This window comes from Pseudomonas silensiensis (assembly GCF_050434865.1).
Taxonomy (GTDB): Bacteria; Pseudomonadota; Gammaproteobacteria; order Pseudomonadales; family Pseudomonadaceae; genus Aquipseudomonas; species Aquipseudomonas fluorescens_W.
Map to the genome: position 1 here is coordinate 122,266 of NZ_JBNDJH010000003.1, position 17,374 is coordinate 139,639.

A 17,374-nucleotide genomic window follows, 5' to 3' on the forward strand; every position below is an offset into this window, starting at 1 on the left:
TATCTGTATATCAGGCGTGCGACCGGAGCGGCACTGGGTTAATCGTCGAGGCGCTCTTCTAACTGGCGCACTTCGTAGGTGAGCTTGTCGAGGAACTGCATGCGCCGCATCAGGCGTTCGGCCTGTTCACGTTGCGCTGCATCATCCCAACAGGCTGCGAAGCTTTCGTTCAGTTCATCCTGCGCAGTCTTCAGGCGACGCTTGAACACTGCAACACCCGCCAGGTCGGCGCTGTCTTGCAGGTCTTCGAGCTCTTCACGCAGCTCCATCTGCTGCAGAAGAAACTCCGGATCATGCACCGTGACCTCCAGCGGCAGCTCGCGACCGCCCATGGCGAGCAAGTAACGCGCGCGCTTCGGGGGACTTTTGAGCGTCTGGTAGGCCTCGTTGAGGCTCGCGGATTGCTCTAGCGCCAGCCGCTGCTCGCGCTCGGAAGCGTCTGCAAAGCGGTCCGGATGAACACCGCGCGCCAACTCACGGTAGCGCGTGGCCAACTGATCGAGATCCAGACGGAAGCTCGGTTTCAGCTCAAATAAAGCGAAATGACAAGGAGTACCCACGCGCAGCCTCAGATGTTGAAGCTTTCGCCGCAGCCACATTCACCGCGCACGTTGGGATTGTTGAACTTGAAGCCTTCGTTCAACCCTTCCTTGACGAAATCGAGTTCGGTGCCGTCCAGGTAGGCCAGGCTTTTCGGGTCGATGATCACTTTCTCGCCGTGACTTTCGAACACCTGATCCTCTGCAACCACCTCGTCGACAAACTCCAGCACGTAGGCAAGGCCGGAACAGCCTGTGGTGCGAACACCCAGACGAATCCCTTCACCTTTGCCGCGCCCGTTGAGGGAGCGTCGCACGTGTTGAGCAGCCGCTTCTGTCATGCTGATAGCCATCGGTGACTCCTTACTCGTCGCCAAATCTTGAAAGTCAGATCAAGCCTTTCTTCTGCTTGTAGTCGCGAACGGCCGCTTTGATAGCGTCTTCAGCAAGTACGGAGCAGTGAATTTTTACTGGCGGCAGAGCCAGTTCTTCGGCCAACTGAGTGTTTTTGATGGTCTCTGCTTCATCCAGAGTCTTGCCTTTCATCCACTCGGTCGCCAGGGAGCTGGAGGCGATAGCCGAACCGCAACCGTAGGTCTTGAACTTGGCGTCTTCGATGATGCCTTGCTCGTTGACCTTGATCTGCAGGCGCATCACGTCGCCGCACGCCGGAGCGCCGACCATGCCGGTGCCGACATCAGGGTCTTCCGCGTCCATCTTGCCGACGTTGCGCGGGTTCTCGTAGTGGTCGATGACCTTTTCGCTGTAAGCCATGATTCTTAATCCTCACTCATCAGAGAGTCGCTCTTGAGCCCTGAAAACCTGCGTCTTACAGGGCCGGTTTGCGGCGACTTGAAATCAGTGTGCCGCCCACTCGATTTTCGAAATGTCGACACCGTCTTTGTACATGTCCCACAGCGGCGACAGAGTGCGCAGCTTGGTAACGGCCTCGCAGACTTTCTGCGCGGCGTAGTCGATTTCTTCTTCGGTGGTGAAACGGCCGAAGGTGAAGCGAATCGAGCTGTGTGCCAGTTCGTCGTTGCGGCCCAGGGCGCGCAGTACGTACGAAGGCTCAAGGGAAGCCGAGGTGCAGGCCGAACCGGACGAAACCGCCAGATCCTTGAGCGCCATGATCAGCGACTCGCCTTCAACGTAGTTGAAGCTCAGGTTCAGGTTGTGCGGTACGCGGGCGGTCATGCTGCCGTTGACGTACAGCTCTTCCAGGCCTTCGACCTGTTTGAAGAAGCGATCGCTCAAGGCCTTGATGCGGATGTTCTCGGCAGCCATGTCTTCCTTGGCTACGCGGAAGGCTTCGCCCATGCCGACGATCTGGTGGGTCGCCAGGGTGCCGGAACGCATGCCACGTTCGTGACCGCCGCCGTGCATGGTCGCTTCGATGCGAACACGCGGCTTGCGGCTCACGTACAGTGCGCCGATGCCTTTAGGGCCGTAGGTTTTGTGGGCAGAGAACGACATCATGTCGACTTTCAGCTTCGACAGGTCGATATCAACCTTGCCGGTGGACTGAGCCGCGTCAACGTGGAACAGGATGCCCTTGGAACGGGTCAGTTCGCCGATGGCTGCGATGTCGTTGATGGTGCCGATTTCGTTGTTCACGTGCATGACCGAAACCAGGATGGTGTCGTCACGCAGGGCAGCTTCGATCATCTCTGGAGTGACCAGACCATCAGTGCGAGGCTCGATGTAGGTAACTTCGAAGCCTTCACGCTCCAGTTGGCGCATGGTGTCGAGGACAGCCTTGTGCTCAATCTTGGTGGTAATCAGGTGTTTGCCTTTGGTGGCATAGAAATGCGCCGCACCCTTGATTGCCAGGTTGTCGGACTCGGTGGCACCGGAGGTCCAGACGATTTCACGCGGATCGGCGTTGACCAGGTCAGCGACCTGACGACGAGCGTTTTCGACGGACTCTTCAGCTTTCCAGCCGAACACGTGGGAACGGGACGCCGGGTTACCGAAGTTTCCGTCAACCAGCAGGCATTCACTCATTTTTTGCGCTACACGCGGATCAACCGGGGTGGTCGCAGAGTAATCAAGGTAAATCGGCAATTTCATGGACTATCTCCTAAATCAGGCTGGCTGGCGTGCCGCTAGCTCTTTGGCTGTCATTCGACGGCGGACGCTTCAATCTTGTCCAGGCGCGGCGCTTTGCTGTTGCAACGGCGCTGATCCTGACGCTGGGCTACTTCTTGTACCTCACGGCGAGTGACAAGGTCAGCCAAGCTGATACCGCTGAGAAATTCGTGAATCTGCAGGCTCAGATCGCACCACAAGTGGTGGGTCAGACAGGTGTCGCCTTGATGGCAATCACCTTGGCCCTGGCATTTGGTGGCATCGACCGATTCGTTCACCGCATCGATCACCTGAGCGACCTGGATACCCTGCATGTCGCGCGACAGCTGATAGCCGCCGCCTGGACCACGGACGCTGGACACCAGATTGCTGCGGCGCAATTTGGCGAAGAGCTGCTCGAGGTAGGACAGGGAGATGCCTTGGCGCTCGGAGATATCGGCCAGGGACACCGGCCCGTGCTGCGCGTGTAACGCCAGGTCAAGCATGGCAGTCACGGCGTATCGGCCTTTTGTAGTCAGTCGCATGGACAATTACCACGGAGTTCGGAATGGGGCGAGTATGCAATTCCCGAGTATTTAAGTCAACTATAAGACCTAGTGCTTTAGTCAGGAATACCCGCAAAAGAGCGGGCGCATCATAGCAAAGGCTGGCCGCGAACAGCCAGCAATACCGAGTCATCGTTCTTCGCGAGCAGGCTCACTCCTACAGGGAAACGCATTTCAAATGTAGGAGTGAGCCTGCTCGCGATTGAAGTCGACTCGATTTAGCTGGCCTGGCTCTGATCCTTGTCCTTTACACAGGCGAAGTCTTCTTCGCGCAACTCAGGCAGATCTTTCGCACAGTAATTGCTGCCCAAGTCCTTCAGCGCCCCGCACATCCCTTCCAGACGACCATCAACAGCCTGCAGGTGATCAAGCAATTGATTAATGGCACGCGCCACCGGGTCCGGCATGTCTTCGCCAACACCGTAGGCATCGAATCCGATCTTCTCGGCCATGGCCTTGCGCTTGGCGTCCTGCTCTTCATCGGATTTGACGATGATCCGCCCCGGAATACCAACCACTGTCGCCCCGGCCGGAACCGCCTTGGTGACCACAGCATTGGAACCGACCTTGGCTCCCGCACCAACGGTGAACGGGCCAAGCACCTTGGCGCCCGCCCCTACTACAACGCCATCTTCAAGCGTCGGATGACGCTTGCCCTTGTTCCAGCTAGTGCCACCCAGGGTCACGCCCTGATAAAGGGTGACGTCATTGCCGATCTCAGCGGTTTCACCGATGACAATGCCCATGCCATGGTCAATAAAGAAGCGACGACCGACCTTGGCCCCCGGATGAATCTCGATCCCGGTCAACCAGCGACCGAAGTTCGACACCAGTCGCGCCAGCCACTTCCAGCCCATGCCCCACAGGGCCGACGACAAGCGGTGGATCCAGATGGCGTGCATGCCCGGGTAGCACGTCAGAACTTCAAAGGCGTTGCGCGCTGCCGGATCACGATGGAAAACACTCTGGATATCTTCACGCAAACGCTCGAACATTTTTAATCCTTCCGCTTAAGAAGCTCACCACGGGCCGCTTTCTGGGTTTCCGTGAGGATGCCACGCAATATATTCATTTCCGCCCGGCTGACCGAGCTGCGTCCGTACAACCGGCGCAGGCGCGCCATCAAGTGCCGTGGTTTTTCCGGATCGAGGAATTCAATGGCCACCAGGGTTTGCTCCAGGTGCTCATAGAATCGCTCCAGCTCATCCATGGTCGCCAGCTCACCACTTTTGGTGGACGCCACTTCATCCTTCTCGATCTTGCTCGGCTGGCCTTGGGCCGCGAGCCAGGACATACGCACTTCATAACTCAACACCTGCACCGCCGCCCCAAGGTTCAGCGAGCTGAACTCAGGGTCTGATGGGATGTGCACGTGATAATGACATCGCTGCAGCTCTTCATTGGTCAGGCCAGAATCTTCACGACCAAAGACCAAGGCAATCTCGGCTCCCGACGCAGCTTCCTCGACCACTTTCGTTCCGCATTCGCGGGGATCGAGCAACGGCCAGGGAATGCGACGGTCACGGGCGCTGGTGCCGAGCACCAGATTGCAGCCGACCAAGGCATCTTCCAAGGTGGCGACGATTTGCGCGTTTTCAAGGATGTCACCGGCACCGGAAGCACGAGCATCGGCTTCGTGATGCGGGAACAGCCGCGGTTCGACCAGCACCAGCCGCGACAGGCCCATGTTCTTCATGGCACGCGCAGCCCCGCCGATATTCCCGGGATGGCTGGTATTGACCAGGACGACACGAATGTTATGCAGCACGGGAGGCGTTCTCGAACACAAATTTGGGAGCCGAATCTTACAGTTCATCCTACCGTTAAGCTATGAAAGCGAACACTGACCTTCACCTGTAGAAAAGTTCTGATAGAATGCCCGGCTTTCTTTAACAACCTTAGGTGACACATCCATGCAGCCCATGCTGAATATCGCGCTGCGCGCCGCCCGCAGCGCCAGTGAATTGATCTTCCGCTCCATCGAGCGCCTGGATACCATCAAGGTCGACGAAAAAGACGCCAAGGATTACGTATCCGAGGTGGATCGCGCCGCCGAACAGAAAATCATCGACGCGCTGCGCAAGGCCTACCCTACCCACGGCATTCTCGGCGAAGAAACCGGCATGCACCCGGGCAGCGGCGAAGGCGAAGACTACCTGTGGATCATCGACCCACTGGACGGCACCACCAACTTCCTGCGCGGCATTCCTCACTTCGCTGTCAGCATCGCCTGCAAATACCGCGGTCGCCTGGAACACGCTGTTGTTCTGGACCCGGTTCGCCAGGAAGAATTCACCGCCAGCCGTGGTCGCGGCGCCCAACTGAACGGTCGTCGCCTGCGCGTCAGCGGCCGCACCAGCCTGGACGGCGCCCTACTGGGTACCGGCTTCCCGTTCCGCGATGACCAGATGGACAACCTCGACAACTACCTGGGCATGTTCCGCGCCCTGGTTGGCCAGACTGCCGGCATCCGCCGCGCTGGCTCGGCGAGCCTGGACCTGGCTTACGTAGCGGCCGGCCGTTTCGACGCATTCTGGGAGTCGGGCCTGTCCGAGTGGGACATGGCTGCAGGCGCCCTGCTGATTCAGGAAGCAGGCGGCCTGGTGAGCGACTTCACCGGCGGTCACGACTTCCTTGAGAAAGGCCACGTCGTTGCCGGTAACACCAAATGCTTCAAAGCAGTACTGACGGCCATCCAGCCGCACCTGCCGGCCTCGCTGAAGCGCTAAGCGAGCAGCCACAAAAAAGCACCCTTCGGGGTGCTTTTTTTATGCCTGGAATTTGCCCCTGCCACACCACAGACCCAATGTAGGAGTGAGCCTGCTCGCGATAGCGATGTATCAGTCACCAACTATTTCGAATGATAGATTGCTATCGCGAGCAGGCTCACTCCTACAGGGGATTTGTGGTGATGCATAAATTGCAGGCACAAAAAAAGCACCCCGCAGGGTGCTTCTTTTTTTACTCTTGAACCCGAGTACTTAGCGATTCTGTTCGTTCTGCCCCAGGATCAGCTTGCCTTCCTTGTCGACCGGAATCTGGTTACCCGGATCGCGATCCATCCGCACCTTGCCTTCCTTGCCGTCCAGCGAATAACGGACGTCGTAACCCACGACCTTGTCACTGATGTCATTCACGGTGTTACACCGCGTCTGAGTCGTGGTGTAGGTGTCGCGTTCCTGCATGCCTTCCTGAACCTTGTTGCCGGCATAACCACCACCGACAGCGCCTGCAACCGTAGCAATCTTCTTGCCGGTGCCGCCGCCGATCTGATTACCCAACAGACCACCCGCCAACGCACCAACCACGGTACCGGCGATCTGGTGTTGATCTTTCACCGGCGCTTGCCGGGTTACTGCAACGTCCTTGCATACTTCACGTGGCGTCTTGATTTGTGTCTTGACCGGTTCAACGGCTAAAACCTGCGCATATTCAGGGCCGCTTTTAACCAGCTTGTAGGTGGCAACAGCACCACCGGCAGTTACACCGACAGCACCCAATACCGCACCAACCAGCAACGACTTGTTCACATGAACCTCCTGACCATCACATACGGGACAAGCCCGCGCTTCTCCTAGCCTTGGAGCAAAAAAAAAGGCGCGAGTTCAATACTCGCGCCTTTTCGACCGACAGCTGGAAAACGATGCCGTTATGGGCGGTCGTCGACTTCCTTATCGGTAGCCACTGTAGGAATCAGATCCTCAGTGCTCAGGTTCAGCCAGATCAGCACCACGTTGGCGATGTAGATCGACGAGTAGGTACCCGCCAGAACACCGACGAACAACGCAATGGAGAAGCCGAACAGGTTGTCGCCACCAAAGAACAGCAGCGCAGCAATCGCCAGCAAGGTGGAGATCGACGTCGCCATGGTCCGCAGCAGGGTTTGCGTAGTCGAGATGTTGATGTTCTCGATCAGGCTGGCCTTGCGCAGCACACGGAAGTTCTCACGAACCCGGTCGAATACCACGATGGTGTCGTTGAGCGAGTAACCGATGATCGCCAATACCGCCGCCAGCACCGTCAGGTCGAAGGTGATCTGGAAGAACGACAGGATACCGATGGTCACGATCACGTCGTGGATCAGCGAAACGATGGCACCGACCGCGAACTTCCACTGAAAGCGGAAAGCCAGGTAGATCAGGATGCCGCCCAGCGCCATCAGCATGCCGAGGCCGCCCTGGTCGCGCAGCTCTTCACCGACCTGAGGGCCGACGAATTCGACGCGTTTGACCGTCGCCGGGTTGTCGCCGCCGACTTTCAGCAGCGCTTCTGCCACTTGATGACCCAGCTGCGGATCTTCACCCGGCATACGCACCAGCAAATCGGTAGTCGCACCGAAGCTCTGCACGATTGCCTCGTGATAACCCGAAGTGGCCAGTTGCTCACGCACTTTGGTGACGTCGGCCGGACGCTCGTAGGTCAGCTCAATGAGCGTACCGCCGGTGAAGTCCAGACCCCAGTTCATGCCCTTATGGAAGACACTGAATATTGCCAGTGCAGTAAGGAACAATGTGACGCCGAACGCAAAGTTGCGAACGCCCATGAAGTTGATTGTACGTAACATGGCAGCCCCTTAAATCCACAACTTCTTGAAGTCACGACCGCCGAAGATCAGGTTGACCATCGCGCGGGTCACCATGATGGCCGTGAACATCGAGGTAAAGATCCCGAGGGACATGGTCACTGCGAAGCCTTTGACCGGGCCGGTGCCCATCGCAAAGAGAATCCCGCCGACCAACAAGGTTGTCAGGTTGGCGTCGAGAATCGCGGTGAATGCCCGGCCGAAGCCTTCGTTGATTGCCCGTTGTACGGTCATGCCCGCCGCGATCTCTTCACGTATCCGCGAGAAGATCAGAACGTTGGCGTCGACAGCCATACCCATGGTCAACACGATACCGGCGATACCCGGCAGGGTCAGCGTTGCACCCAGCAGCGACATCAGGGCCAGCAACAGCACCATGTTCACCGCCAGAGCGACGGTGGCGATGATGCCGAAGAAGCGGTAGATGGCCATGATGAACAGCGAGACAAACAGCATGCCCCACAACGAAGCATCGATACCCTTGACGATGTTGTCAGCACCCAGGCTTGGACCAATGGTGCGCTCTTCAGCGAAGTACATCGGTGCAGCCAGACCACCGGCACGCAGCAGCAGCGCCAGTTCGGACGACTCGCCCTGGCCGTTCAGGCCAGTGATGCGGAACTGAGCACCCAGCGGCGACTGAATGGTCGCCAGGCTGATGATCTTTTTCTCTTCCTTGAACGTCTGGACCGGTACGTCTTTCTCGACGCCGTTAACCACTTGCTTGACGTAAGTGGTCACCGGACGTTGCTCGATAAAGATCACCGCCATGCTGCGACCGACGTTGCTGCGAGTCGCACGACTCATCAGCTCGCCACCGTGGCCATCCAGACGGATGTTCACTTCTGGCGTGCCATGCTCGCCGAAGCCAGCCTTGGCGTCAGTTACCTGGTCACCAGTGATGATCAGGCCACGCTCGATCTGTGCTGGCGGACGCTTGCCTTCACGGAACTCGAAGGTTTCGGAAGTGGCTTTCGAAGCGCCTGGCTCAGCAGCCAGACGGAACTCAAGGTTGGCCGTCTTGCCGAGGATACGCTTGGCTTCGGCGGTGTCCTGCACGCCCGGCAGCTCAACCACGATGCGGTTAGCGCCCTGACGCTGAACGATTGGCTCGGCAACACCCAGCTCGTTGACGCGGTTACGTACCGTGGTCAAGTTTTGCTTGATGGAGTATTCACGGATTTCCGCCAGCTTGGCCGGGGTCATCGCCAGACGCAGCACCGGTTGGCCATTGAGGTCGGCCGGAACAATGTCGAAATCGTTGAAGCTCTTGCGGATCAGCGCGCGGGCCTGTTCGCGGGAAGCTTCATCACTGAAACCCAGCTGAATGGCACCGTTGAGTTGCGGCAGGCTGCGATAGCGCAGTTTCTCTTTACGCAACAGGCTCTTCACATCGCCTTCATAGACTTTCAGGCGCGCATCGAGCGCTTTGTCCATGTCCACTTCCAGCAGGAAGTGCACGCCACCGGACAAGTCCAGACCCAGCTTCATCGGGTGCGCGGCCAGGCTGCGCAGCCATTGCGGGGTGGTTTGTGCCAGGTTCAGTGCAACGACGTAGTCATCACCCAATGCCTTGCGCACGACGTCTTTGGCAGGTAGCTGATCTTCAGCCTTGGTCAGACGAATCAGACCGCCCTTGCCGTTTGCTGCCAGGGTGGCAGCCTTGACGTTGATCCCGGATTCCTTGAGCGCTGCGCTCACGCGATCCAGATCAGCCTGATTGACTTGCAGCGCAGTGCTTGCACCGCTGACCTGAATGGCCGGGTCATCAGGATATAGATTGGGAGCGGAATAAATCAGACCGACCGCCAGCACCGCCAGGATCAGAATGTATTTCCACAGAGGGTATTTGTTCAGCATCACGCCGCCCGCTTATGACGCGGGGCGCCTTGCGCGCCCCGTCGATTGAGTAGAAGTTGAAACTTAGATCGCTTTTAGCGTGCCTTTTGGCAGCGTGGCGGCGATGGCGCCTTTCTGGAACTTCATTTCGATGGTGTCGGAAACTTCCAGAACAACGAAGTCGTCTGCCACTTTAGTGATCTTGCCGGCGATACCACCGGTGGTCACAACTTCGTCGCCTTTCTGCAGGCTGCTCAGCAGGTTTTTCTGCTCTTTGGCGCGCTTGGCCTGTGGACGCCAGATCATCAGGTAGAAGATGACCAGGAAACCGACCAGGAAAATCCACTCGAAACCGCCACCCATTGGGCCTGCAGCTGCCGGTGCAGCAGCGTCAGCCATGGCATTAGAGATAAAAAAGCTCATTTAGCACTCCAGTTGCAAATGTTGAATCTTGGGGTCAGAAAACTCAGTCCAAAGGCGGAACAGGTAACCCGCGTTTGGCGTAGAAGGCATCGACAAAGGCGGCCAATGTACCCTGTTGAATAGCCTCGCGCAAACCAGCCATAAGCACCTGGTAATGGCGCAAATTGTGGATGGTATTCAACATGCTACCCAGCATTTCGCCGCACTTGTCCAGATGGTGCAGATAAGCACGGGAGAAGTTCTGGCAGGTGTAGCAATCGCAGGTCGGATCCAGCGGCGAATCATCATGGCGATGGAACGCGTTACGGATCTTCAGCACGCCTGTATCAATGAACAGATGCCCATTGCGGGCATTACGGGTTGGCATCACGCAATCGAACATGTCCACACCGCGGCGCACACCCTCAACCAGATCTTCCGGTTTGCCAACGCCCATAAGGTAACGAGGTTTGTCAGCCGGCATCTGACCCGGCAGGTAATCCAGCACCTTGATCATCTCGTGCTTCGGCTCGCCCACCGACAGACCGCCGATGGCCAGACCATCGAAACCGATATTGTCGAGACCTTCCAGGGAGCGCATGCGCAAATCCTGGTGCATGCCGCCCTGAACGATGCCGAACAGCGCCGCCGTGTTGTCGCCATGGGCTTCTTTCGAACGCTTGGCCCAACGCAACGACAACTCCATCGATACCCGCGCGACGTCTTCGTCAGCCGGGTACGGGGTGCATTCGTCAAAGATCATCACGATGTCCGAGCCCAGATCGCGCTGGACCTGCATCGACTCTTCCGGGCCCATGAACACTTTGGCGCCGTCGACAGGAGAAGCGAAGGTCACGCCCTCCTCCTTGATCTTGCGCATGGCGCCCAGGCTGAACACCTGGAAACCGCCGGAGTCAGTCAGAATCGGGCCTTTCCACTGCATGAAATCGTGCAGGTCGCCGTGTTTCTTGATCACTTCGGTGCCAGGACGCAGCCACAAGTGAAAGGTGTTACCCAGAATGATTTCCGCGCCCGTGGCGGTGATATCCCGCGGCAACATGCCCTTGACCGTGCCATACGTGCCCACCGGCATGAACGCCGGGGTCTCGACGGTACCGCGTGGGAAGGTCAAACGACCGCGACGAGCCTTGCCGTCAGTAGCAAGCAACTCAAACGACATACGACTTTGGCGACTCATTCTGTTTCCTCAGGGCCACGTGGTGCGGGATTACGGGTGATAAACATCGCATCACCGTAGCTGAAAAAGCGGTATTCGTTGTCAACGGCGGCTTTGTAAGCAGCCATGGTCTCGGGATAACCGGCGAACGCCGAAACCAGCATCAACAGCGTGGATTCGGGCAAATGGAAGTTGGTGACCAGGGCGTCGACCACATGAAACGGCCGGCCCGGGTAGATAAAGATGTCAGTGTCGCCACTGAACGGCTTGAGCACGCCATCGCGCGCGGCACTTTCCAGGGAACGCACGCTGGTGGTCCCCACCGCCACCACACGACCACCGCGAGCACGGCAAGCCGCGACGGCATCGACCACGTCCTGGCCGACTTCCAGCCATTCGCTGTGCATGTGGTGGTCTTCGATCTTCTCGACGCGCACCGGCTGGAACGTGCCCGCACCGACGTGCAAGGTCACGAACGCCGTCTCGACGCCCTTGGCGGCAATCGCCTCCATCAGCGGCTGATCGAAATGCAGCCCCGCAGTCGGTGCGGCTACCGCGCCCAAACGCTCGGCGTAGACCGTCTGATAACGCTCGCGGTCCGAGCCTTCATCCGGGCGGTCTATATAAGGAGGCAACGGCATGTGCCCGACGCGATCGAGCAGCGGCAACACCTCTTCGGCGAACCCCAGCTCGAACAACGCATCGTGACGCGCCAGCATCTCAGCCTCGCCACCGCCGTCGATCAGGATCTTCGACCCCGGCTTCGGCGACTTGCTGGAGCGCACATGCGCCAGCACGCGATGACTGTCGAGCACCCGCTCCACCAGGATTTCCAGCTTGCCGCCGGAAGCCTTCTGGCCAAACAGCCGCGCCGGAATCACCCGGGTATTGTTGAACACCATCAAATCGCCCGGGCGCAAATGCTCGAGCAAATCAGTGAATTGACGGTGTGCCAGGGCGCCGCTGACCCCATCAAGGGTCAACAGGCGACTGTTGCGACGCTCAGCCAAAGGATGGCGAGCGATCAGCGAATCAGGGAGTTCGAATGTAAAGTCAGCAACGCGCATGATGGGGTTCGTCTAGCAGGGGCCGGAAGTCTAGCCGAAATAGTGAAAATTCTCTATGTACCTGATTGACCGACGGTAATCTCATCTCTATACTTCGCCGCCATTGAGCCCTGATGGCGGAATTGGTAGACGCGGCGGATTCAAAATCCGTTTTCGCAAGAAGTGGGAGTTCGAGTCTCCCTCGGGGCACCAAAATTAAGAAAGGTCTTGCTTTGCAAGGCCTTTTTTTTCGCCTGTAGAAAAGTGAGCCCACCCCGTCGATCCGTAGGAGCCGGCGTGCTGGCGATTCTTTTGATCCCCTCGCTTGTTTTGGCGGGTACGACAATCCTCAAGGATTCATCCCATGGAACTGCTGCTTGAAACTGTTGCTCTGTTCTGTCTCAAGCTGACTTATGAGACGGAGGGGTCGAGTCCGATTCTGCGGGATGATCCGATCATGAGCGATTACGAGCGGGAGGTATTTGGGTTGCTGGTGCGTCGGGGGGATGTTGAGGGTATTCAGTTTAGAGTGGCACATTGTGTAAGTCTGGCGCTGGACGCTATAGGAGGGGCTGAAATGCCACTGGGGCGTGAGCTGCATCGGTTGTCAGCTGATTTCAGCAGTGCGCGGACAATGGAACAGCTTAATGCGCCGCTCATCGCGCTTAAGGATTACTTGAAAGACATTCAGTGAATGATCGGAGTGAGGCAAAGTTTAGTAACCCTTTACACCGACTAGTGCTGGCTAGGGACTTGGCTGATATGGAAATCTATCTGCCCACTTTTCAATTGCGTCAGCAGACAGCAACGAAAGATCTTTTCGGCATCACAAGGACGTATCAATGCGGCAAATCGCCCTCAGCAACAAGCCACTCAGAGGCATTCCCCGCCGCCTTCGCGCTCTGGAACGCTGGGCCTCCAGTTTTCGCGACGAGTTTTACCCGCGATCCGCGCACATGGAGCGCTACACACATTGGAAGATCCCGGTGCACGCGGCCTTGGTTCAAGGCCCTCAAGCCAGGATCGAAGTTCAGGCCTTCTGCATTCAGCAACTGCTCGAAGCCGCTAGCCACCTGTCCAACGCTGCTGACCACTCACAGGGTTACTACCGTGTCGCCTGCCTGCTGGTGTGGCCATGGGTTCATCAGAGCGAAGTCACTATCTTCTATGACCGGGACTATTATCTGGGTTTTCTCGGTGAAACTAACGCTCTGATGCCAGAGCGGATCAGTCATTATCTTGCGTTGCACACACCAGCGAACTTCATCGAGCACGGGCATGACGTAACTCAACCTGACGATGAGGTCGCAGTACAGTGGTGGTGCATCGGGGAACTCGCCTGACGGATTTGGCGAGCAGGCTCGCTCCGACAGAGATTGCGGTGAGCTGACAGGCATCGGTTGGCCCGAGTGTGTGAATAATAAATCTGCCCCCTTTTCCGTCCAAAATTGGACGGAAAATATATCCGTCGCCTTTCCCCCTCGCAATTAACGAAATCGCATCGAATTTCAGCCCGAATATCATTTACGCAAGTAAAACAAACCTTGCTTCAAGCTTGTGCAGCAACTCAAACGTATTTAGAAATGGAACGTTTAGCTGCTCACAAATATTCGGGATGATGAATTTTCGTCTGGCGTCGCGATTCAGCCTTTCGTGAGTGACTAAAGTCGCTCCTGTCGTCATAGCCTTTGCAATAAGCCAAGGGTCTGCTCCCGCTAAAAATTCGTCCATGGCGCCTATCTTCATACTCGGCGCTTGATTTGCGACAAGCTCAACTACTTGCGCGAATCCTTCTTGCGTAGCGTCATCGGTGGTGATGTGGAAGAAACCAGCGTTCTCCTTAGCCCAATCAGCCAGTTCGTCATTCCGTTTGGTTAGCTCATCCATTACGGGGGCGATGCTGGATAAAGCCAACGCTTCATTTTTCAGCAATAGCCATTGCCAAAAGCCAGGACAGATCTTCATGCCGTAGTAACGGTTCTTGGCTTCGATCAGCGTGTTAGCGTCGAGTAGATGATTCATTCCGTGATCTTGCTGGCTAGGGTCCTTAATTTGGCAGGTTGCACGCCGAGCAAATGTCCCGCATCGCGCAGCAGCATCCGGCCACTCATTGCTTCAGTCAGCACTGCCTTACTTAGGCGAGGGCTATTTTTCGCGGTGGCGTTGCGGTAATAGTCACCCGCTCCACCTTTATCATCCTGAAAAGTTTTGAGGATCATTCGATAGTAAGCGCTGTATTGCGCCGGGCTTAAATATCCAAGATCCAATGCGCGGCGACCAATCGCCAATTTACTGATGTGAAACCGAGTTGCCAGCGGAGCCAGGTTGTCTTCCCAGCTAACATCAGCGTTCCACAGGGCGCGGAATTGGGCTTCGGGAGCCAGAAACTCGCCTGCAACTGCATTGCAGAATCGCTCCTCCTCTCGACCATTCGCGGTGCTCCCGTCGGACACTCCGCTGCTACCAATCCAGATATGGGCCAGTTCGTGGAGCAAAGTGAACAGCCGTGCGGTGGGGGCGTCGGAACTGTTGACGAATACAACGGGGGCGTAGGCGTTACTGATGGCGAAACCCCGAAACTCGCTCACTTCAAGTTTACGATGGGTGTTTCCTAGCGCAATGCCACTGCGCATCACCAAAATGCCAGCCGCTTCTGCGGCGTCGATCAAGGCACGACTGTATTTGTCGTAATCCAATCGAGCAGCGTCAGGGTTCACGCCGAGGGTCCGGCGGATGTCGTCCACCACCTCGGCGACTTGAGATCGGCTATTGAAGCGACCGACAAATGCCAACGGCTGATGATCTTGGTTTTGCAGATACTCCAGGTACCAATCCTGCTTTCGTATGGAATCCCTGACAGTGTCCAACAGTTCCAGACTGGGACGTTGAGGCGCAACCCCACCGACGGTCCGAAGATCAGGTAAAGGCAGTTGTTCGACGGGAGGCTGCTGAAGAAACAGGAAGCCAAAAGGAATGTGAGCGAGACTCGCCCACTTCTGAGCCTGGAGGAATGTTGGTTTGGTCTCGCCAGACTCCCATTCCTGTACTCGATAGGGTTTCACTGGCAACTTTTTAGCAACCTGCTCAGTGGAGAGACCTGCGCGCTCACGAGACCAGGTGAGCAGGCTTGGATTGACTAAGGCGGCTTGGCTCATAGGGTCGCAGGCAATTCAGACAGGGCTGGTAAACGTTCGAGAGCATCCTTGGCAGATGCATCCGACTGACGCTTGTTCCAGTTATCTGTCATTGCCTTTCTCCTTGGCTATTAAAAATCTGGTGGCAGCGGCTACAGATTAGTCGAAAAGCAGCGCTAACTAAGGTTGAAGCGCGCGATTATGGGGTAACTTCGCAACCACCCGAAGCGCAAATTTGTAACCCGCAGACAGAAGGTATTGACCTGTTTCAATGCATTTCATGATGCAAGTGCGACTCGCCCCGAAGGTTGCAGGAATTAGATCTCCACGATACCCTCCCACCGTCGCTGCCAATTCAGCGACCGGGTGTGGAAACCCGTGTAATTCAAGGCGCAACAGCGCCCCCATCACGTCTGCCGGCGCTTTTTTTGTGCCTGCGGCGTGAGTTATGGCGGCTGTGCGTGGGACGTCTTCGGGCGTGCCGGTTTCCTTGATTCCCGGTTTTCCACCCTGCGCACAGCTGTCACCCATTCGTGTGGAAACGAATGTGGCAGCTCCCCATATCAAGGAGTCTGATAATGCGCAGCATCAATCCGTACAAATTTTGGCTTTTCCCTCAACGCAATTCCCAATCGCGTAACACCCTCCCCGACCGCCTCTCCCTCATCGGAGGTGGCCAATGACCGATCAACCAGAACTCAAAACCATCGGCCTAACCCCCGCCATCTACTGCGCGGATCAACCACTCTTCCACGTCACCCACGGCGTTCCCCTCGGTGATGCCCTATCCATGGCCTCTGACTTTCTGTTTCTCGCCAAGAAGCTGACCGAAGATGCTGCTTACGCCAAAGACACCGACCGCCACGCCTGGGCTGCGCATTATTTGACGGCGATGAGCAAGGCGGTTGTGGATGATGCGGTGAAGGTGCTGAATCGGGATCGGGATAATGAGCTGGCGTCTAAGCGGGCAGGGGCGAAGGCTGAGGGGTAGTGGGCGAAGCGCCGGGGTAACTTTCGGGTTCAAAAGTTAGGCGCGATGTTATGGGAGCGGGCTTGGTTGCGGTGGGTGGGGTATTCAGCGGGATAGGTGGATGCCTTGCGTTTTTCGCGAGCGAGCTCGTTCCTACAAGGGGTTGTGGTCACTTCAGGGTTTTGCGTTGGTTGGGCTGGCGCTTTCGCGAGCAGGCTCGCTTCCACAGGGGGGTTGTGGGTTGACTGGGATTGGGGATTTGCTCCCCTTCCAGTAGCAACCAAGCATGACTTCACGCCGTCGGCTTACCCGGCTCTTCCTGCCCCGCCGCCCGCACGGCAACCTCAATCGCCCGAACACTGATCGCTGCAAATATCGCTGTCATCAGCACCCCGTTGAACCCCAGCAAAATCGCCAGAATCCGCGAGACGCCAAGTTTCGGCACGAGCTCTCCATAGCCAATGGTCAAACCGGTCACGAAGCCGAAATAGATGCCGTCAAAAGGATCCCAGCCCTCCAGGTAGCTGATGATGAAGCCGAACAGCACGATCAAAAAAAACAGTACGGAAAAGATCGGCCAGACAACACGCAAGTAGAACCCGATTGCTTTGAAGAATTCTCGACGGACGTGCGATGCATGAGTGGGCTTCATGTCATGGGCTTCCTGAGGTTTGCCTGAGGGGCAGGCGTATTAACACTCCATCAGCTTGGCACAAGCACTGGAAACTCGTGCATCAGCAGCGGATCGGGGTGGTTCAAGCATGATTCGCGATAACGCTGCACATTGTGCCCCGACCATTTAGGGACGACGCCTCCGGCCGCACTCTTCTAGACTTAATGGATAGTCGTAGGCAGAACCGAACACGTCGCTTTGGTGCAGATGAATCAAAAGCAGCGTGGCAAGCTGCCTTAATGCCCTTATAGAGGTGCGGCGAAGACCGTGCCGGGCACAACAAGATGCCCATTCAGGGTGCCCTGGCCACCGGCCTGAAATTGCCACGATACCGTGACGTGGTGTGAGTGCCGCAGCCGACACTTTCGGACGACCG

At 57.1% G+C, this 17,374-nt stretch carries 20 protein-coding genes and 1 tRNA gene; 5 read left to right on the plus strand and 16 right to left on the minus strand.

The genetic code is table 11. The features are described 5' to 3' along the window. Window positions 1-38: 38 nt before the first annotated feature. From hscB to trmJ, 7 genes are all read right to left on the minus strand, one after another. Entirely contained in the window at window positions 39-560 is a 522-nt protein-coding gene (gene hscB, locus QF010_RS05150; protein WP_008070981.1) for a co-chaperone HscB, read from the minus strand. Between the two features lie 8 nt (window positions 561-568). Continuing rightward, window positions 569-892: an iron-sulfur cluster assembly protein IscA gene (gene iscA, locus QF010_RS05155; protein WP_007903589.1), complete on the minus strand. Its 324-nt coding sequence runs from the start codon at window positions 890-892 to the stop codon at window positions 569-571. Between the two features lie 34 nt (window positions 893-926). Next, a complete protein-coding gene (gene iscU / locus QF010_RS05160; RefSeq protein ID WP_003443374.1) occupies window positions 927-1,313 on the minus strand; it encodes a Fe-S cluster assembly scaffold IscU in 387 nt (128 codons plus the stop codon). Window positions 1,314-1,397: 84 nt separating this feature from the next. Then, window positions 1,398-2,612 carry an IscS subfamily cysteine desulfurase gene (locus QF010_RS05165; RefSeq protein ID WP_033061463.1) on the minus strand — a complete coding sequence of 405 codons (1,215 nt, stop codon included), beginning with the start codon at window positions 2,610-2,612 and terminating at the stop codon, window positions 1,398-1,400. A gap of 50 nt (window positions 2,613-2,662) precedes the next feature. Beyond that, on the minus strand, window positions 2,663-3,154 hold the full coding sequence (gene iscR, locus QF010_RS05170; RefSeq protein WP_007903581.1) for a Fe-S cluster assembly transcriptional regulator IscR: 492 nt from the start codon (window positions 3,152-3,154) through the stop codon (window positions 2,663-2,665). Between the two features lie 239 nt (window positions 3,155-3,393). Next, window positions 3,394-4,170, minus strand: a complete 777-nt coding sequence (gene cysE / locus QF010_RS05175; RefSeq protein WP_033061461.1) for a serine O-acetyltransferase — start codon at window positions 4,168-4,170, stop codon at window positions 3,394-3,396. A 2-nt stretch (window positions 4,171-4,172) separates the two neighbouring features. Next, window positions 4,173-4,943 carry a tRNA (cytosine(32)/uridine(32)-2'-O)-methyltransferase TrmJ gene (gene trmJ, locus QF010_RS05180; RefSeq protein ID WP_429511009.1) on the minus strand — a complete coding sequence of 257 codons (771 nt, stop codon included), beginning with the start codon at window positions 4,941-4,943 and terminating at the stop codon, window positions 4,173-4,175. A gap of 145 nt (window positions 4,944-5,088) precedes the next feature. Here trmJ and suhB point away from each other — a divergent pair, with 145 nt between their 5' ends. After that, window positions 5,089-5,904, plus strand: coding sequence for a type III secretion system regulator SuhB (gene suhB, locus QF010_RS05185; RefSeq protein ID WP_033061458.1), 816 nt, complete (start codon window positions 5,089-5,091; stop codon window positions 5,902-5,904). A 252-nt stretch (window positions 5,905-6,156) separates the two neighbouring features. Here suhB and QF010_RS05190 read toward each other — a convergent pair whose 3' ends face one another. The 6 genes from QF010_RS05190 to queA all read right to left on the minus strand — a co-directional run bounded on the left by QF010_RS05190 (window position 6,157) and on the right by queA (window position 12,242). Then, a complete protein-coding gene (locus QF010_RS05190; protein ID WP_033061457.1) occupies window positions 6,157-6,705 on the minus strand; it encodes a glycine zipper 2TM domain-containing protein in 549 nt (182 codons plus the stop codon). 119 nt (window positions 6,706-6,824) lie between these two features. Then, window positions 6,825-7,739, minus strand: a complete 915-nt coding sequence (gene secF / locus QF010_RS05195) for a protein translocase subunit SecF (protein WP_033061455.1) — start codon at window positions 7,737-7,739, stop codon at window positions 6,825-6,827. A gap of 9 nt (window positions 7,740-7,748) precedes the next feature. After that, on the minus strand, window positions 7,749-9,617 hold the full coding sequence (secD, locus tag QF010_RS05200; protein ID WP_033061453.1) for a protein translocase subunit SecD: 1,869 nt from the start codon (window positions 9,615-9,617) through the stop codon (window positions 7,749-7,751). A gap of 63 nt (window positions 9,618-9,680) precedes the next feature. Beyond that, entirely contained in the window at window positions 9,681-10,019 is a 339-nt protein-coding gene (yajC, locus tag QF010_RS05205) for a preprotein translocase subunit YajC (RefSeq protein ID WP_111450288.1), read from the minus strand. 43 nt (window positions 10,020-10,062) lie between these two features. Continuing rightward, window positions 10,063-11,178 (minus strand): tRNA guanosine(34) transglycosylase Tgt, encoded by a 1,116-nt coding sequence (gene tgt / locus QF010_RS05210; protein WP_161990833.1) that lies wholly within the window; start codon window positions 11,176-11,178, stop codon window positions 10,063-10,065. Window positions 11,179-11,192: 14 nt separating this feature from the next. After that, on the minus strand, window positions 11,193-12,242 hold the full coding sequence (queA, locus tag QF010_RS05215; RefSeq protein ID WP_429511010.1) for a tRNA preQ1(34) S-adenosylmethionine ribosyltransferase-isomerase QueA: 1,050 nt from the start codon (window positions 12,240-12,242) through the stop codon (window positions 11,193-11,195). A gap of 107 nt (window positions 12,243-12,349) precedes the next feature. Between queA and QF010_RS05220 the strand changes: the two genes are divergently transcribed. From QF010_RS05220 to QF010_RS05230, 3 genes are all read left to right on the plus strand, one after another. Beyond that, window positions 12,350-12,434: transfer RNA gene (locus QF010_RS05220), tRNA-Leu, on the plus strand. A 151-nt stretch (window positions 12,435-12,585) separates the two neighbouring features. Beyond that, complete coding sequence (locus QF010_RS05225) at window positions 12,586-12,915, plus strand: hypothetical protein (protein WP_429511011.1); 330 nt, start codon at window positions 12,586-12,588, stop codon at window positions 12,913-12,915. Window positions 12,916-13,063: 148 nt separating this feature from the next. Further along, window positions 13,064-13,564, plus strand: coding sequence for a DUF3916 domain-containing protein (locus tag QF010_RS05230; RefSeq protein WP_429511012.1), 501 nt, complete (start codon window positions 13,064-13,066; stop codon window positions 13,562-13,564). A 181-nt stretch (window positions 13,565-13,745) separates the two neighbouring features. On the opposite strand, the gene QF010_RS05235 is transcribed toward QF010_RS05230, so the two are convergent. Beyond that, window positions 13,746-14,243, minus strand: coding sequence for a DUF4411 family protein (locus tag QF010_RS05235; protein ID WP_429532541.1), 498 nt, complete (start codon window positions 14,241-14,243; stop codon window positions 13,746-13,748). Beyond that, window positions 14,240-15,376: an ImmA/IrrE family metallo-endopeptidase gene (locus QF010_RS05240; RefSeq protein ID WP_429532542.1), complete on the minus strand. Its 1,137-nt coding sequence runs from the start codon at window positions 15,374-15,376 to the stop codon at window positions 14,240-14,242. The genes QF010_RS05235 and QF010_RS05240 overlap by 4 nt, the downstream gene beginning before the upstream one ends. Before the next feature lie 658 nt (window positions 15,377-16,034). On the opposite strand from QF010_RS05240, the gene QF010_RS05245 reads away from it, so the two are divergent. After that, entirely contained in the window at window positions 16,035-16,346 is a 312-nt protein-coding gene (locus tag QF010_RS05245) for a DUF3077 domain-containing protein (protein ID WP_033061446.1), read from the plus strand. Between the two features lie 271 nt (window positions 16,347-16,617). Here QF010_RS05245 and QF010_RS05250 read toward each other — a convergent pair whose 3' ends face one another. Next, window positions 16,618-16,977 (minus strand): potassium channel family protein, encoded by a 360-nt coding sequence (locus QF010_RS05250; protein WP_033061444.1) that lies wholly within the window; start codon window positions 16,975-16,977, stop codon window positions 16,618-16,620. Window positions 16,978-17,374 lie beyond the last annotated feature (397 nt).

Bases quoted from the DNA above. Each gene is read 5' to 3' on its own strand.
- iscA (WP_007903589.1), bottom strand. From the start codon at position 892: ATGGCTATCAGCATGACAGAAGCGGCTGCTCAACACGTGCGACGCTCC.
- iscU (WP_003443374.1), bottom strand. From the start codon at position 1,313: ATGGCTTACAGCGAAAAGGTCATCGACCACTACGAGAACCCGCGCAAC.
- QF010_RS05165 (WP_033061463.1), bottom strand. From the start codon at position 2,612: ATGAAATTGCCGATTTACCTTGATTACTCTGCGACCACCCCGGTTGAT.
- iscR (WP_007903581.1), bottom strand. From the start codon at position 3,154: ATGCGACTGACTACAAAAGGCCGATACGCCGTGACTGCCATGCTTGAC.
- cysE (WP_033061461.1), bottom strand. From the start codon at position 4,170: ATGTTCGAGCGTTTGCGTGAAGATATCCAGAGTGTTTTCCATCGTGAT.
- suhB (WP_033061458.1), top strand. From the start codon at position 5,089: ATGCAGCCCATGCTGAATATCGCGCTGCGCGCCGCCCGCAGCGCCAGT.
- secF (WP_033061455.1), bottom strand. From the start codon at position 7,739: ATGTTACGTACAATCAACTTCATGGGCGTTCGCAACTTTGCGTTCGGC.
- secD (WP_033061453.1), bottom strand. From the start codon at position 9,617: ATGCTGAACAAATACCCTCTGTGGAAATACATTCTGATCCTGGCGGTG.
- yajC (WP_111450288.1), bottom strand. From the start codon at position 10,019: ATGAGCTTTTTTATCTCTAATGCCATGGCTGACGCTGCTGCACCGGCA.
- tgt (WP_161990833.1), bottom strand. From the start codon at position 11,178: ATGTCGTTTGAGTTGCTTGCTACTGACGGCAAGGCTCGTCGCGGTCGT.
- queA (WP_429511010.1), bottom strand. From the start codon at position 12,242: ATGCGCGTTGCTGACTTTACATTCGAACTCCCTGATTCGCTGATCGCT.
- QF010_RS05225 (WP_429511011.1), top strand. From the start codon at position 12,586: ATGGAACTGCTGCTTGAAACTGTTGCTCTGTTCTGTCTCAAGCTGACT.
- QF010_RS05230 (WP_429511012.1), top strand. From the start codon at position 13,064: ATGCGGCAAATCGCCCTCAGCAACAAGCCACTCAGAGGCATTCCCCGC.
- QF010_RS05235 (WP_429532541.1), bottom strand. From the start codon at position 14,243: ATGAATCATCTACTCGACGCTAACACGCTGATCGAAGCCAAGAACCGT.
- QF010_RS05240 (WP_429532542.1), bottom strand. From the start codon at position 15,376: ATGAGCCAAGCCGCCTTAGTCAATCCAAGCCTGCTCACCTGGTCTCGT.
- QF010_RS05245 (WP_033061446.1), top strand. From the start codon at position 16,035: ATGACCGATCAACCAGAACTCAAAACCATCGGCCTAACCCCCGCCATC.
- QF010_RS05250 (WP_033061444.1), bottom strand. From the start codon at position 16,977: ATGAAGCCCACTCATGCATCGCACGTCCGTCGAGAATTCTTCAAAGCA.